This is a genomic window from Serratia sp. BIGb0163 (genome assembly GCF_024809935.1).
Lineage (GTDB): Bacteria > Pseudomonadota > Gammaproteobacteria > Enterobacterales > Enterobacteriaceae > Serratia > Serratia quinivorans.
Window position 1 is genome coordinate 106508 of record NZ_JANUDZ010000009.1, and the last position, 14058, is coordinate 120565.

Sequence of the window (14058 nt, forward strand, 5' to 3'; positions counted from 1 at the left end):
AAACCGCTCCTCACAATAAACCGATAAACTTGCCCACCACACCAATCACCACCGTCACACCGATCAGTTTCACCGGTGAGAAGCCGCGCTTCATCAGGAAGAAAATCAGCAGCGTAAAGCACAGCGGCAGCAGGTTGGGCATCAGCTTGTCCAGCACATCGGTCTGAAGCGCCACGCTGGCTTTGCCGGCATGCATCACCAGCGGGGTTGAAAGATGAACATACGAAGCCACCAGTGCGCCGATCACCGTCATGCCGACAATCGAGGCGGCGTGGGATATTCGCCGGGTATGGGTTTTCAGCAGCGCCAGCGCGCTGGTACCGGCCTGATAACCGTAGTGAGCCAACCCGAAGCGCAGCCCGAAGTGAAAGACGTTAAACAGCAGCAGGAAGACGATCGGCCCAAACAGGCTACCCTCAAGCGCCAGCGAGGCACCAATCCCGGCGCAGATCGGCAGCAGCGTCAGCCAGAACAGCGCATCACCAATACCGCCCAGCGGCCCCATCAGCGCCACTTTTACCGCACGGATGGTGGAGATCTTCTCTTTGTTTTGCTCCATCGCCAGCACCAACCCGGAAAGGAAGGTGACGTCAAACGGATGCACATTGATAAACTCCATGTGCATTTTCATCGAGTTGGACAGATCCTGCGGATTACGGTGGATCTTGCGCAATGCCGGGATCAACTGATACAGCCAGCCACCGGCCTGCATACGCTCATAGTTGAACGACGCCTGCAACAGCAACGAGCGCCAGGCCATCCGGTTGATATCGCCGCGGGTCAGAGCCTCGGCGGGCTGGCTATCGACGTAGTCGTCCTGCTCCACCTGACTGGTGGCCAGCGCCTGCGCCATACGTTTTTCCGCTTTTTGCGCCAGCAGATCGTCAGAATCATTAAATGCCATCTTCAGCATCCTCCTGGGGTACAGGTTGTTTGAGCGGGTCGGCAGCGGCCCGTTGACTGTTAAAGAAGTCGATCAGGGCGATCGCCAGCGCGCCCAGCGCCACGGCCAGGATCGGCAATTTAAGGAAGGTGACGGAAATAAAACCGAGGATGAAATAGGCCACATAGGTTTTTTTCATCATCACTTTCATCAACAGTGAGAAACCAATCGCCGGCATCATGCCACCCGCCACCGCCAGGCCGTCCAACAGCCAGACCGGGGCCTTTTGCACCATGGCGCTGGCCGCATCGGCGCCGAAATAAATCGGCAGAAACGCCACCACGAAATAGAACGCGAACAGGATGGTGATACCGAGATAGTTCACCCGTTCAATACCGCGCCAGTTCAGTTCTTTCACCATGCGATCGCAGCGATGCATCATCGGTGAAAACAGGGTGAACAGCAGCGTGATACAGCCCTGCACCGCAATCGAAAACGGCACCGCAACGCCAATCGCCACCTTGGGATCGGCTTTGGTAAGAATGGCGAACGCCGTGCCAATCACCCCGCCGATCACCACGTTCGGCGGCTGAGCGCCCGCCAGCGGCACCATGCCCATCCACACCAGCTCCAGCGTGCCGCCGACCAGCAGGCCGGTGTAGACATCCCCGAGGATCAGGCCGACCAGCGGCCCCAGAACCACAGGACGGTGGAAGTGGGTCAGGCCGTCGAACAGATCGACCCCCGCCAGCCCGGCCAGCAGTGCTATCAATAACGCATCAGTCAACATGATTTCCCCCAAACTCAAAACAGCAGTTTGCCGACAGGCTCACCCGCTTCATCCGGCACCCGACGCACCTCACACTCGACGCCCAGCGCCGCCAGTTCGCGAAAGGCGGCCACGTCACCCTCATCCAGCGAGACCGTTTTATGTACCTGCCGCTTGCCCTCGGCGAAATGCATGTTGCCGACGTTGACGAAACGGATCGGTACTCCGCCCTGTACCAGCCGCAAAACATCCTGCGGCGTTTTGCACACTAAAAAGATCTTCTGGCGATCCGCCGCCTTGTGGATCACGTCGATGGTTTTCTGCAGCGTGAAGTAGCGCGTCTGCACCCCCTCCGCCACCACCATATCCATCAGGTTCTGCTGCACCGGATCGGCCGCCGCTTCATCGTTGGCCACCACCACCAGATTGGCCCCCAGGGTGTTGGTCCAGGTAACGCCGACCTGGCCATGTACCAGTCGGTTATCAATGCGGGTCATCAGGATATTCGGCATTTCAGTGCACCTCCGGGTAGCAGGCGGCGTGATAATCATCGAGCACCTGCGTCACCTTGTGCATCACCCAGTCCTGCGGATCCTCGCTCAATTCGCCGGCATTCATCGCGCGGGCTTGCTCGGGCAGATATTGGCTTAACAGCGCCAGCGGTACCGGGTTGCGGCGCAGATTGTCAATTAGCCCCTCTACCGCCTGCTGAACCTGCGGCTGTGGCCAGTAGTAACGCACCCGGTCGCTCAGGCTGTAGTGGCGATCCAGATACTGTTGATGCGGGTTGCCGTGGTAATAGCGGCTCCACTGCTGTGGCTGCTCGCGCATCACCTGTTCCAGCGTGGCGCACAGCTGCGCCGACTGATGCTCGCCCAGCCATTCACGTTCAATATGATCCAGGGCGAACAGCGCCTCACGCAGGGCAAAAGTCAGCGCCGGGCCGACTTTCAGGATGGCGAAATGGTCGCCCACCAGTTGCCGATAGGCCTGCGGGGGTTGGTAGTCCGTTGAGTGCGCTTCGTAAACCATGCCAGGCTGCCGTTCGATAAAACGACTCAGCTCATGAGCCCGCTGTGGCTGGTAGTGTTCTACGCTGTGATGATCAAACTCCACGCCCGGCTGCACCACCAGCGCAATGGTTCGCCTCCAGGCATCGACCAGCTCTGCCCGTTGCCAGGCCAGGCGATGTACCTCAAGCGTTTGCTGGACCGCCTGTGGCGTGGTGACCTGCATGCCTTCCAGCGCCTCCTGCGCGCCGCCTGGCACCGGCACTTCGGTACCTATGACATACACCGGTGGCTCGCCGCCGCTTTGCTGCCAGGCGCGTTCCGCGACGCTACATAACCGGGCGGCACGAACGGCCACGGTTTCATCATTGAGCGGGAAAGGATCGCCAACGCAGGACATGGAGCAATCGAGGTGAATTTTGCGAAAGCCGGCGCGGACATAATCGTCGATCAGCGTTTCCGCCAGTTGCATCGCCTCTTCCGCCGGCCGGTCCTGCCAGGCATTGGGACCGAGATGATCGCCCCCCAGCCACAGACGATCCCGCGACAGCCCTACTTCATCCGCCAGTTGCCACAGCGCATCGCGGAACTGCTGCGCCGTCTGGCCGGTGTAACCACCAAACTGATTGACCTGATTCGAGGTGGCCTCAACCAGCACCGGCGTGCCACGCGCTTTGGCCTGTCGCAGGGCCGCTTTCAGCACCCAGGGGTGAGCGGAACAAACGGAAAATACCCCAACCGGTTTTCCGGCCTTGTGCTGCTCAACAAGCTGTAACAACTGCTGCATGAAACCCCCACGCAGGCGCCGTACTACCGATCGGCGATGACAACCTCCACGCCCAACTCGGTTAACGCCCGCTCGTAATCGTCCGGAAGAAGGCTGTCGGTAATCAGCCGATGAATTTGTCCGGCTTCGCGAATCATGCAAAAGCTCTTGCGACCAAACTTGCTGGCATCCGCCACGGCGATGATCTCGCGCGCCACCTCGCACATCACGCGATTGAGGTGGGCCTCACCGGGGTGAGGCGTGGTGATGCCGGCAACCAGATCGAAACCGTCGACACCCAAAAACAGTTTGTCGAAGCGGTACTGGCGCAATTGCTGCTCGGCAGCCGGACCGTAGAGCGAGTAGGAGTTACGGCGCACGCTGCCGCCCAGCACCATCACCTCCACCCCATCGTTACCTGAAAGCTCATAGGCAATGTTCAGCGCATTGGTCATCACCACCAGATCGCGTCGCCCTTTGAGGAACGGCACTATCTGGGTGGTGGTGGAACCGGAATCGAGGATCAGCGCGTCACCATCGTGCACATAGCTGGCCGCTACGCTTGCGATCTGCGACTTCACGTCGCGGTTTAACCGCCCCTTGTCATGCAACGGGCGATCGAAGGCGAATTGCTGATTGAGCATCGCGCCGCCATAAGCCCGCAGCGCACACCCTTTTCGTTCCAGAAAGCGCAGATCGTTGCGGATCGTCACCGTGGATACTGCAAACTGTTTGCTGAGCTGCTCCACGCGCACGCTGCCGTGCTCGCATAACAAGTCGATAATGTGTTCACGTCGCTTTGCGGTATTCACTGGCATGAGCTGCGGTCCTCAAGTTTCCGGCCGGGCCGGGGAGAAGATGGCTTTCGCTCTACTGCGCTGGCATTACAGCAAAGCGAAAGCAATGAAATTGTGATCGGGGTTACAGCGCTGTTTTAGCAGAAAAAGAGGCTAAAAACCTTTCGGATCGAAATGAAGTGAAAATATTAAGCGGCAGTGAAAGGCAAAGTGAAATCTCTGCGTGGGCGCGGCTGCCGGGGTGAGGAGTCGAAGGCGCAGCAGAAAACGAAAGAGGGGGTGCAGCGGCCCGGCTGGCTGACTTTTATTTCATCAGGTGATCGGGATCACATAACAGCAATTATCCCCTCCCGGCATTGCGTCGCAGACGCCGGAATGGCGCATACATCGCAAAACCAGCCCCTTGTCAGGTCAGGGGTTCTTCCCTACACTTGCGCGCAGACATTGGCCGCTGCCGATGCGTAAGCGTTAACGTCAATCAACGCATCATGCCATGCAGTATTGATTGACTGCCTGCCCTGGTGCGAGGAACTGATGCCCCAATCTGTCTTACCCCCAACGTCTGCTCCCCTAAAACGCAGCCGTTTACGCCACCCATTATTACTGGTCACCGGCATTATGCTGGTCGCGGCCAACCTGCGCGCCGCGCTCACCAGCGTCGGACCGTTACTGGAACAGATCCAGCAACAGTTGTTGCTGTCCGCCACCGCGGCCGGGCTGCTTAATTCGTTACCGTTGATCCTGTTTGCCGTGCTGTCACCAGTGACTCCTGGCCTGGCCAAACGCCTGGGGATTGAACGCACTCTGGGTATGGCACTGTTGTTGCTGGTTTTCGGCATCGCACTGCGTTCCCTGCCGCAACCCGGCATGTTATGGCTGGGCACTATTCTGATCGGCGCTGCCATCGCATTTGCCAACGTGGTCCTGCCGACGCTGGTGAAACGCGACTTTCCAGGCCGTGCCGCCGCCATGATTGCCGGTTACGCGGCGGTGATGTCACTGGTGGCCGCAACCGCTTCGGGTCTGGCGGTGCCGCTGGCGGGGTTGAATGGTCTCGGTTGGCGTTTTTCCCTGCTGTGCTGGAGCCTGCCTGCCCTGTTGGCGTTGATTGTCTGGCTGCCGCAGCTGCGCCGTCCAGCAACTTCGGTGACTGCCGATGCCCCGGCGGTTCAGCCGGCGCCGCCCCGCTCCCCCTGGGGCAGTGCGCTCGGATGGCAGGTGGCGCTGTTTATGGGCCTGCAGTCCATCACCTTCTATACCATTATCGGCTGGTTTAGCGCCTTCGCCGCCAGCCATGGCACCTCGCCGCAGCAGGCGGGGTTTGAGCTGTTTATCTATCAGGTGGTGGCAATCGCTGCCAACTTTGTGATGGTGTTTATTCTGCCGCGCGCACGCGATCAGCGGGCTATTGCGCTGTGCAGTTCACTGCTGATTTTTATCGGCGTCGCCGGGCTGCTGCTGCTGCCAACCTATTCTCTGATTTGGTTGATTTTTGCCGGTCTGGGGGCGGGAAGTTCTTTGGTACTGGCGCTGTCGTTCTTTGGCCTGCGCAGCAGCCATCATCACCAGGCCACGCAACTGTCAGGCATGGCGCAATCGGTAGGCTATTTACTGGCCGCGCTGGGGCCGACGCTGTTCGGTCTGTTACATGACCTGACTCAGGGCTGGCAGTTGCCGCTGAGCATTCTGCTGGGCCTGACGCTGCTGCAGATGCTGTTCGGCATATTGGCCGGGCGCAATAGGGTTATTCGTTAACGCCGGGCCGGGTGGCCGGTTTCGGTACGGGTTCCGTGGCATCGTCCTGCCAGAGATCGTTGATAAAATCCCGTTGTTGTTGGGTCAACTGCCATAAAGGGGGGATCTTGACCGGGCTGTCATCCCGGGCGCCCCCTTTCTTCTTTACGCGCTTTTTGTCCATCGATTTGTTTCCTAAATAAGCAGCCAGTAAATCACGGCGGCAACGGCCAGCCAAAACACCCCGCAGCCGATAAATACGCACAGCCAAGCTTTACGTTTGATATCCGCGTCATCCTTGCTTATCACAGCCGCCTCATCTAATAGATTAAACTAATCAAAATGCAATTATTGATCTATTTAAACGATCAATAAAGAAGTTTGTTCCTATAGAAATTTAAAAAATATCTGCTACTCATGTACCTAAAGTCAGGTATGCGGCAGAAAGACAACAGGATTAGTCAGGTCATTGGCGCCAGATTTGGGGTGAATTAATCGACAAACCGCAGTGTGGCACAAGCAGGTAGATCAAAATTAAACCACTATTCAATAAATCAAAACACAATTAATCAGCACAACTTAAGTTAAATTGGCGACAATTTAGGCCGGAGAGTGACTCTGAAACGCGGGGATATGCTGATTTTAGCGGATAGCGCCATGCGAGAAGAATGGATAACCCAGCCCAATAGTGCAGGCCGGGTGATATTAATATCAGTTAATTTGCGAAACCGAGTCCTTGCTGGCACGTTCACGTTCACTGCCGGTCAACTCGCTGAGGCGCCCGTCACGCATTTGCAGCAGCCGGTCGGCATGTTCGAAGTAATGATCGTCATGGCTGATGGCAAACACCGTTTTACCCAAAGCGCGTAACTGCGGTAGCAGTTCACGATAGAATATTCGGCGAAATTGTGGATCCTGATCCGCCGCCCATTCGTCCAATAGCAAAATATCCCGCTTCTCCGCCACTGCCAGCAGCAGCGCCAGTCGCTTGCGCTGCCCCTGCGACAACTGTGGATTAGTTACCCGCAGGCCGTCGAATTGCAATTTGCTTTTCATGTTCAAACGGTTAAGCCAGCTTTCCACCAGTTCGGCATCCGGCTGTTCGCCTTCAGGCCCCTGCAAATGGTGGAACGGATGAAAGTCGGTGAAAATGGCGGAGAACAAACGACGATAGTCAGACATATCGTTCAGAGTCTGTGGCACGCCATCCAGCAAGATTTGTCCACTGACCGGCTGATATAACCCGGTCAGCAACATCGCCAGCGTCGACTTCCCACTGCCGTTACCGCCAATCAGGAAGACCAGTTCACCACGTTGCAACCTCAGGTCGATCGGCCCAACGGCGAACCCCGTTTTTTGCTCCGTCGCGCCATAGTGGAACATCACATCGCGCAGCTCCAGGGTTTGCCAGGCTTTGGCCGCTACCGCAGGAAACTCGGGTTGATAATCGGCAAGTCGCAGCGCTTTGACCTTGCCGAAGGCAACTTCGGCACCGATCAGCGTCGGGAATGCCCCCACCGCCTGCAGCAACGGGGTACGCAGGAACAGCAACGTCAGCGAGTAGGTTGCCGCGACGGTGGTATCGGCCCAGCCCAGGCTGTTGGCCATGTAAAACACCAAACCAATCGCCCCCAACATCATGATATTCGACCAGTTCACCGCACTGAGATGGTAGGTATCGGCGCGGATAATGTGCTGTCGATAATCTTCGGCATCCGGCTGGTAGGCCTGCTGGTACAGCGCTTTTGCACGATCGCGGTTCAATGCCAGCTCTTTGCGGCCGTCAATCGCAGACTGATAGTGTTCGTAGAGGCGCTCTTCGGCCTCTCGCACGCTGGTCAAATGACGATACACCCGCGAGACCAGACAGCCGCTGCCAAATACCGTCACCGCGACCCAAACGGCGGTGACCGCCAGCATCTGCGGAGATAGCCAGCCCAGATAGGCCGCCGACCCCAGCGTCAGTATCACCCCTTGCACCAGTTCCGGCAGGCGAACAAAGGCAATGGTGATATTTCGTATATCACTGGCCAGACTCGCCAACAGTGAGGCGCTGCCCAGTTGCTCTATCCGCTCGATATCGGTATCCAGGATCTGTTTCACCAGTTGGCCGCGCAGTCGGAACACAAAATGGTGGCCGAGCGTGGTCAGCGCCAGCTGCGAGCCCAGCGTGACCGCCATCAGCAACGCCAGCAGCCCGAGGAACTCAGGCAATACGGCCAGCGGGTTGCCCGCCACCGTCATCAGCCGCAAATTTATAAAGGCGATGATGCCTATACCCAGCGCCGCACTGGCCATGGTCAACGCCATTACCGCCAGAAACGGCCAGCGATACTGGCGGTAAACCACCCGTAGCAACTCCATGAAGAACCCTTAGCCTGAAATCTTGAGATGGCAGGCATTGTAAGCGGCCAAAAAGTGATATCAATAACAATTCTCATATTGTCGCCAACGATTGATTCCTGAACCTGAGGATTTACACTGGCCGTTACTCCGGGACGAGGAAAACACCCACCGATGCTGCCCACACATGAATACGCCAACGACCTGATCCTGTTCGCCCTGATTGTTGACTGCGGTTCTTTCAGCAAAGCCGCTGAAACCGCCGGCATCACCAGCTCGGTGGTCAGCAAGCGCATTGGTCGCCTGGAGAAATCTCTCGGCGCACGCCTGCTGTACCGCACCACCCGCAGCCTGACGCTAACCGAAAACGGCCAAAGCCTGTACCGTCAGGCCAAAGAAATCAGCGCAAAAACTCAGGAAGCCCTGAACGTCATCAGTGAACACAGCGATGAACTGACCGGCATCATCCGCATGTCGGTGCCAACCATTTCAGGGGAATTGTTGTTAAGTGAAAGCGTGGCGGAATTTTGTGCCCTTCACCCGAACCTGAAGGTGGAAATGCGGCTGGAAAATCGCTTCGCCGATTTGGTCAACGAAGGGATAGATCTGGCTATCCGCACCGGCACCCTGCCGGATTCCAGCCTGATCGCCCGTCCGATCCTGAACTCCCGCTGGGTGATCGTTTGCTCGCCCAGCTATCTGCAACAATATTCTGAGCCGAAGTCAGCAGGCGACCTGCTCGAGCATAACTGTCTGACCTATACCTATCAGGAAAGCGGCACCGACAACTGGCTGATGAAGCAGCCGGGCAGCAACAAGATTTATGAACTGCAGGTTAGTGGCAACCTGTCCGCCAATAACGCCCGGGCGATCCGCAAGGCGGTGATCGCCGGTTATGGCATTGCCATGGTGCCACGCTGCATGGTGTACGAGGATTTACAGGAAGGTAGCATGGTGGAGGTTTTGAGCGGCCACTGTGGCAAGGTATTAGGTATTTACGCGGTTTACCCTTATACCCGCAATTTACCGTTAAAAACCCGGCTGCTGATCGAACATATCATTACGTCCTATCAGAATATCAGCCACTATTTTTGAAGTGAGTCACATAATTATTTTTCGTTGGCTCGTGAGCGAGCCGCGGGATTACTCCATTTTTGAATATAATCTATTGGTAATTATTGTGTAATCAATGTGACCCAGCACATTCATCACACAACAAAAAATTATATCCACTTGATTTTAAATCAAATAATAACAAACATAATAATCAGAAATCATCCCACAGAGTCACTATACCGCCCTACATCCCCATCCTGGAAAATTGCAGAATAGAACATCAGCCAGCGTTGTGATTAGAATGAAAATGTTGCGGTAATTAACCTTCCGGCTACATACCTCTACAAATAACAATAATAACGCTGAGGCTCTTATGTCCCTGTTTTTCAGTATTGCGCCGATCGTCCTGCTGATTTGGATGATGACCAAAAAGAACGGTGTGCCCTCTTATATCGCGCTGCCCTTAACGGCCGCTGCCGTGTATGGCGTGCAAATGTTTTGGTTCGACAGTCTGCCCCTGCTGCTGCACGCCAATATCATTACCGCACTGGTGTCGGTTTTCACCCCGATAACCATTATTGCCGGCGCGATTTTGCTGAATAAGCTGATGCAAATCAGCGGTGCGGAAAACGTGGTTCGTCGTTGGCTGGAAAATATCAGCCCCAATCCGGTAGCTCAGTTGATGATTATCGGTTGGGCATTCGCCTTTATGATTGAAGGCGCCAGCGGATTCGGCACGCCAGCCGCCATTGCCGCCCCCATTCTGGTCGGGCTAGGCTTTAACCCCCTGCGCGTTGCGCTGCTGACGCTGGTCATGAACTCGGTTCCCGTCTCATTCGGTGCCGTCGGCACGCCCACCTGGTTCGGGTTTGCCAATTTGGGGTTATCCGATGCCAGCCTGCTGGAAATTGGCCGTCAGACCGCGTTGATCCACTTTGTCGCCGGATTTGTTATCCCATTGCTGGCGCTGCGTTTTATCGTTTCCTGGCGTGAAATTCGCTATAACCTGCCGTTTATTTTACTCAGCGTCTTGAGTTGCACGGTGCCTTACCTGCTGCTGGCACAGGTTAACTATGAATTCCCGGCTCTGGTGGGCGGCGCCATTGGCCTGATGCTGTCGGTGCTGTTGGCGCGTGCCGGCATCGGCCTGACCCGCTGCGAAGGCAAAACATCTCCCCAGGCCGTGCCATTCGTTCAGGTCATCAAGGCAATGACCCCGACCCTGCTGCTGATTGCTATTCTGATAGTGACCCGTATCCACCAGTTGGGCATTAAAGCGCTGCTCAACAGCAGTGCACTGCTGTGGCAAGGGAGCTTTGGCAACCTGGGTGAGCTACGCGTCAGCAATGCCCTGATCATTGAATTGCAGCAGGTGTTCGGCACTTCTGCCGCCGCCAGCTACAAAACGCTGTATGTACCCGCACTGATCCCTTTCTTGCTGGTGGTCGTGCTGTGTATTCCCCTGTTTCGGCTGAACTGCAGGCAGGTAAAACAGATGTTCGCAGAAACCGGTGGGCGCGTGGCTAAACCCTTTATCGCCCTGTTTGGTGCGCTGGTGATGGTCAACCTGATGATGCTGGGCGGCGACAATGCGCCGGTGATCCTCATCGGCAAGGCGTTGGCGGCATTGACGGGGGAAAGCTGGCTGCTGTTCTCTTCTTTCCTTGGGGCGCTGGGTTCGTTTTTCTCCGGTTCCAATACCGTTTCCAACCTGACGTTCGGCGGCATCCAGCAGTCTATCGCCCTGAGCAGCGGGCTAAACGTCAACCTGACGCTGGCACTGCAATCCGTCGGGGGAGCGATGGGCAACATGATATGCCTGAACAATATTATCGCCGTTTGCTCAATCCTCGGGATCGGCAATGCCGAAGGCAAAATTATCAAAAAGACCGTATTGCCCATGTTGGTGTACGGGGGGATCGCCGCTGTGATGGCGCAGGCAATGATCCTCTGAGCGTAAAAGCCCATTATCGAAATAAGGTATAAATATGATCATCTCCGCTTCAACCGATTACCGGGCCGCAGCACAGGCTAAGCTCCCGCCTTTTCTGTTTCACTATATTGACGGCGGGGCCTACGCGGAACACACGCTACGACGCAACACGGAAGACCTGGCGGGCATCGCGCTGCGCCAGCGCATACTGCGCAATATGTCCGACCTCAGCCTGGAAACCAGCCTGTTCGGTGAAAAACTGGCGATGCCGGTGATCCTCGGCCCGGTCGGGTTAACCGGTATGTACGCCCGACGCGGTGAAGTCCAGGCAGCCAAAGCCGCCGCGCAGAAAGGCATTCCTTTTACCCTGTCGACGGTCTCTGTTTGCCCGATTGAAGAAGTGGCACCGGCAATCGATCGGCCGATGTGGTTCCAGCTGTACGTATTGAAAGACCGGGGCTTTATGCGCAATGCGCTGGAGCGCGCCAAAGCGGCCGGGGTGAAAACCCTGGTATTCACCGTCGATATGCCGGTGCCCGGTGCGCGTTACCGCGACGCCCACTCCGGCATGAGTGGCCCCAATGCCGCCGTGCGCCGCATGTTGCAGGCGGTGACCCATCCGCAGTGGGCCTGGGACGTCGGGCTGTGCGGCAAGCCGCACGATCTGGGCAACGTCTCGGCCTATCGCGGCAAACCCACCAGCCTGGAAGACTATATCGGCTGGCTGGGCACCAACTTCGATCCCTCAATCTCCTGGAAGGATCTGGACTGGATCCGCGAGTTCTGGCAAGGCCCGATGATCATCAAAGGCATTTTGGATCCCGAAGACGCCAAAGATGCGGTGCGTTTCGGGGCCGACGGTATTGTGGTATCCAACCACGGCGGCCGCCAGCTGGACGGCGTGTTATCCACTGCCCATGCGCTGCCGGCGATTGCCGAGGCGGTAAAAGGCGATATCACCCTGCTGGCCGACTCCGGCATTCGCAGCGGGCTGGACGTGGTGCGCATGATTGCTCTGGGCGCCGACGGCGTGCTGCTGGGGCGCGCCTTTGCCTATGCGCTGGCCGCCGCCGGGCAGGCCGGAGTCGCCAACCTGCTCGAGCTGATCGATAAAGAAATGCGCGTTGCCATGACGCTGATCGGCGCGAAAACCATTGCGGACATCAGCGCCGACTCGCTGGTCCAGGGGCTGCGTTAATCACATCGTTCTTATAATTAGCGCTACCATTGCGCCAGCCTTGGTGGGTGGTAACGCTGGCAATTCAGCACCCGGCAGACGAAAACCCCTCGGCAAAGGCACTGCGCAGATAACGGCTGAACTCCGCCACCGCTCGCGAGACCTGGGGCGCATAAGGGCGTACCACATAAAGGCTGTCAGCAAAGGCATCTATCGGCCGCCAGGCCGGTAATACCTCGATCAATCTGCCGTCTGCCAATGCCTGCTGCGCGCTAAAGTCTGGCAACAGGGCAATGCCCAAGCCTTCCGCTGCCGCATCACGTATCGACTCGCTGTTGTTGGTGGCAAACGGGCCGCTGACCGGCACCCGAATCTTTTCTGTCTTGCCCTCTGCTGCCTGTTTGGCGACAAAGCTCCAGCTCGGGGATTCACTGCTGCGGGGATAATAAAGACACTGATGCCGTTGCAGATCGGCCGGTGAAACCGGCATGCCGTGCCGTTTCACGTAGTCTGCCGAGGCCACCGCCAAGGTTTCGGTCTGGCACAGCCGCCAGGCGACATGGGTATCGGGCAGGCTGTCACTGTGGCGGATCGCCAAATCGAACCCTTCGCTGGTTAACGACACCAGCCGGTCGGACACCTCAAGCTGCAACCGCACCTCCGGATTAGCACGCAGAAAGCCGGTAATACGTGGCACCAGCTGCTGGCGGGCAAACGCCACCGGCGCCGTCACCCGTACCGAACCACGCAGCGGCCCGGCCGAATCGCAAATGCCGGAGAAACTCTGCTTTATCTGCGCGAAAGGCTGGCGCAGTTCCTCCACCAGTCGCAGCCCGGCATCGGTCAGTCTGACGCTGCGCGTCGTGCGTTGCACCAGCGGCACCCCGGCCAAGGTTTCAATCTCTTTGATTTTTTGGCTCATCGCCGCTTTGCTGACATCCAGCCGCTCCGCCGCACGGGTAAAACTGCCCTGCTCGGCCAGCACGGTGAGCCAGTGCAAATGGGTCCACAGGGTTTCTATTTTTGGGTTTTTCATCGTCGACTGTTCATTTATATAAACAATGAGTTCAAGTATAGCGCTTCTTCCCACACCGCCGCTTGGCTAAGATGGGTTCTCCAGGGCGAAGATGACTCGCTGCCTCATATCGAGATTAACCCACTGACAGGATTATAAAAATGCCATTACTTATCTTTGAAGTCATTGAGGGCCGCAGCGAAGCCGAACTGAAAACCCTGCTCGATGCTGCCCACCGAGCGGTGCTCAGCGCCTTTGAAGTCCCGCCGCGTGACAGGTACCAGATTGTTCATGAAAACAAGGCTCACCACATGGTGATTGAAGACACCGGCCTTAACCTGACTCGCACCCGCGATTTGGTGGTGGTACGGGTGATTACCAGCCCGCGACCCGAGCAGCAGAAACAGCGGTTTTATGCCGATCTCAGCCGGGAGCTGAAGGAGAACTGTGGGATTGAAGGCAGTGACCTGATGGTGTCAATCACCACCAACAGTCAGGGCGACTGGAGTTTCGGCAACGGTGTAGCGCAGTACCTGACCGGCGATCTATAAACGACAATCCCCAGGCGCAGTAAA

The 14058-nt window shown here is 57.0% G+C and carries 14 protein-coding genes; 5 read left to right on the forward strand and 9 right to left on the reverse strand.

Annotation, left to right across the window (positions count from 1 at the left end):
* Nucleotides 1-10: 10 nt before the first annotated feature.
* From M2406_RS23365 to agaR, 5 genes are read right to left on the reverse strand one after another with little or no spacing between them, the layout of a single operon-like run.
* The gene (locus M2406_RS23365) at nucleotides 11-904 is read right to left on the reverse strand and encodes a PTS system mannose/fructose/sorbose family transporter subunit IID (RefSeq protein ID WP_012146548.1); all 894 of its coding nucleotides are present in this window, start codon (nucleotides 902-904) and stop codon (nucleotides 11-13) included.
* A complete protein-coding gene (gene agaW, locus M2406_RS23370; RefSeq protein ID WP_012146549.1) occupies nucleotides 894-1673 on the reverse strand; it encodes a PTS N-acetylgalactosamine transporter subunit IIC in 780 nt (259 codons plus the stop codon). The genes M2406_RS23365 and agaW overlap by 11 nt, the downstream gene beginning before the upstream one ends.
* A 14-nt stretch (nucleotides 1674-1687) precedes the next feature.
* Nucleotides 1688-2164, reverse strand: coding sequence for a PTS N-acetylgalactosamine transporter subunit IIB (agaV, locus tag M2406_RS23375; RefSeq protein WP_012146550.1), 477 nt, complete (start codon nucleotides 2162-2164; stop codon nucleotides 1688-1690).
* Between the two features lies 1 nt (nucleotide 2165).
* On the reverse strand, nucleotides 2166-3449 hold the full coding sequence (locus tag M2406_RS23380) for a D-tagatose-bisphosphate aldolase, class II, non-catalytic subunit (RefSeq protein WP_135344982.1): 1284 nt from the start codon (nucleotides 3447-3449) through the stop codon (nucleotides 2166-2168).
* Between the two features lie 23 nt (nucleotides 3450-3472).
* On the reverse strand, nucleotides 3473-4246 hold the full coding sequence (gene agaR, locus M2406_RS23385; protein ID WP_259191577.1) for a transcriptional repressor AgaR: 774 nt from the start codon (nucleotides 4244-4246) through the stop codon (nucleotides 3473-3475).
* Nucleotides 4247-4759: 513 nt separating this feature from the next.
* Between agaR and M2406_RS23390 the strand changes: the two genes are divergently transcribed.
* Nucleotides 4760-5980, forward strand: a complete 1221-nt coding sequence (locus M2406_RS23390; protein ID WP_012146553.1) for an MFS transporter — start codon at nucleotides 4760-4762, stop codon at nucleotides 5978-5980.
* Here the strand turns inward: M2406_RS23390 and M2406_RS23395 are convergent.
* The 3 genes from M2406_RS23395 to M2406_RS23405 all read right to left on the reverse strand — a co-directional run bounded on the left by M2406_RS23395 (nucleotide 5970) and on the right by M2406_RS23405 (nucleotide 8323).
* Nucleotides 5970-6143: a hypothetical protein gene (locus M2406_RS23395; protein WP_017893836.1), complete on the reverse strand. Its 174-nt coding sequence runs from the start codon at nucleotides 6141-6143 to the stop codon at nucleotides 5970-5972. The two genes, M2406_RS23390 and M2406_RS23395, sit on opposite strands and share 11 nt — an antisense overlap.
* A gap of 11 nt (nucleotides 6144-6154) precedes the next feature.
* On the reverse strand, nucleotides 6155-6268 hold the full coding sequence (locus tag M2406_RS23400; protein WP_017893837.1) for a YmiA family putative membrane protein: 114 nt from the start codon (nucleotides 6266-6268) through the stop codon (nucleotides 6155-6157).
* Between the two features lie 402 nt (nucleotides 6269-6670).
* Entirely contained in the window at nucleotides 6671-8323 is a 1653-nt protein-coding gene (locus M2406_RS23405) for a multidrug ABC transporter permease/ATP-binding protein (protein WP_259191578.1), read from the reverse strand.
* Nucleotides 8324-8476: 153 nt separating this feature from the next.
* Here M2406_RS23405 and M2406_RS23410 point away from each other — a divergent pair, with 153 nt between their 5' ends.
* The 3 genes from M2406_RS23410 (at nucleotide 8477) to lldD (ending at nucleotide 12489) form a co-directional block, all read left to right on the forward strand.
* Nucleotides 8477-9397, forward strand: a complete 921-nt coding sequence (locus M2406_RS23410) for a LysR family transcriptional regulator (protein WP_259191580.1) — start codon at nucleotides 8477-8479, stop codon at nucleotides 9395-9397.
* Nucleotides 9398-9731: 334 nt separating this feature from the next.
* A complete protein-coding gene (locus M2406_RS23415) occupies nucleotides 9732-11312 on the forward strand; it encodes an L-lactate permease (RefSeq protein ID WP_259191581.1) in 1581 nt (526 codons plus the stop codon).
* Between the two features lie 34 nt (nucleotides 11313-11346).
* Nucleotides 11347-12489 (forward strand): FMN-dependent L-lactate dehydrogenase LldD, encoded by a 1143-nt coding sequence (gene lldD / locus M2406_RS23420; RefSeq protein WP_012146558.1) that lies wholly within the window; start codon nucleotides 11347-11349, stop codon nucleotides 12487-12489.
* A 64-nt stretch (nucleotides 12490-12553) separates the two neighbouring features.
* On the opposite strand, the gene M2406_RS23425 is transcribed toward lldD, so the two are convergent.
* Nucleotides 12554-13504: a LysR family transcriptional regulator gene (locus M2406_RS23425; RefSeq protein ID WP_112363208.1), complete on the reverse strand. Its 951-nt coding sequence runs from the start codon at nucleotides 13502-13504 to the stop codon at nucleotides 12554-12556.
* 140 nt (nucleotides 13505-13644) lie between these two features.
* Between M2406_RS23425 and M2406_RS23430 the strand changes: the two genes are divergently transcribed.
* Nucleotides 13645-14034 carry a tautomerase family protein gene (locus M2406_RS23430; protein WP_012146560.1) on the forward strand — a complete coding sequence of 130 codons (390 nt, stop codon included), beginning with the start codon at nucleotides 13645-13647 and terminating at the stop codon, nucleotides 14032-14034.
* Nucleotides 14035-14058: the final 24 nt, after the last annotated feature.

Coding starts and splice junctions, on each gene's coding strand:
- M2406_RS23365 (WP_012146548.1), bottom strand. CDS start 904: ATGGCATTTAATGATTCTGACGATCTGCTGGCGCAAAAAGCGGAAAAA.
- agaW (WP_012146549.1), bottom strand. CDS start 1,673: ATGTTGACTGATGCGTTATTGATAGCACTGCTGGCCGGGCTGGCGGGG.
- agaV (WP_012146550.1), bottom strand. CDS start 2,164: ATGCCGAATATCCTGATGACCCGCATTGATAACCGACTGGTACATGGC.
- M2406_RS23380 (WP_135344982.1), bottom strand. CDS start 3,449: ATGCAGCAGTTGTTACAGCTTGTTGAGCAGCACAAGGCCGGAAAACCG.
- agaR (WP_259191577.1), bottom strand. CDS start 4,246: ATGCCAGTGAATACCGCAAAGCGACGTGAACACATTATCGACTTGTTA.
- M2406_RS23390 (WP_012146553.1), top strand. CDS start 4,760: ATGCCCCAATCTGTCTTACCCCCAACGTCTGCTCCCCTAAAACGCAGC.
- M2406_RS23395 (WP_017893836.1), bottom strand. CDS start 6,143: ATGGACAAAAAGCGCGTAAAGAAGAAAGGGGGCGCCCGGGATGACAGC.
- M2406_RS23405 (WP_259191578.1), bottom strand. CDS start 8,323: ATGGAGTTGCTACGGGTGGTTTACCGCCAGTATCGCTGGCCGTTTCTG.
- M2406_RS23410 (WP_259191580.1), top strand. CDS start 8,477: ATGCTGCCCACACATGAATACGCCAACGACCTGATCCTGTTCGCCCTG.
- M2406_RS23415 (WP_259191581.1), top strand. CDS start 9,732: ATGTCCCTGTTTTTCAGTATTGCGCCGATCGTCCTGCTGATTTGGATG.
- lldD (WP_012146558.1), top strand. CDS start 11,347: ATGATCATCTCCGCTTCAACCGATTACCGGGCCGCAGCACAGGCTAAG.
- M2406_RS23425 (WP_112363208.1), bottom strand. CDS start 13,504: ATGAAAAACCCAAAAATAGAAACCCTGTGGACCCATTTGCACTGGCTC.
- M2406_RS23430 (WP_012146560.1), top strand. CDS start 13,645: ATGCCATTACTTATCTTTGAAGTCATTGAGGGCCGCAGCGAAGCCGAA.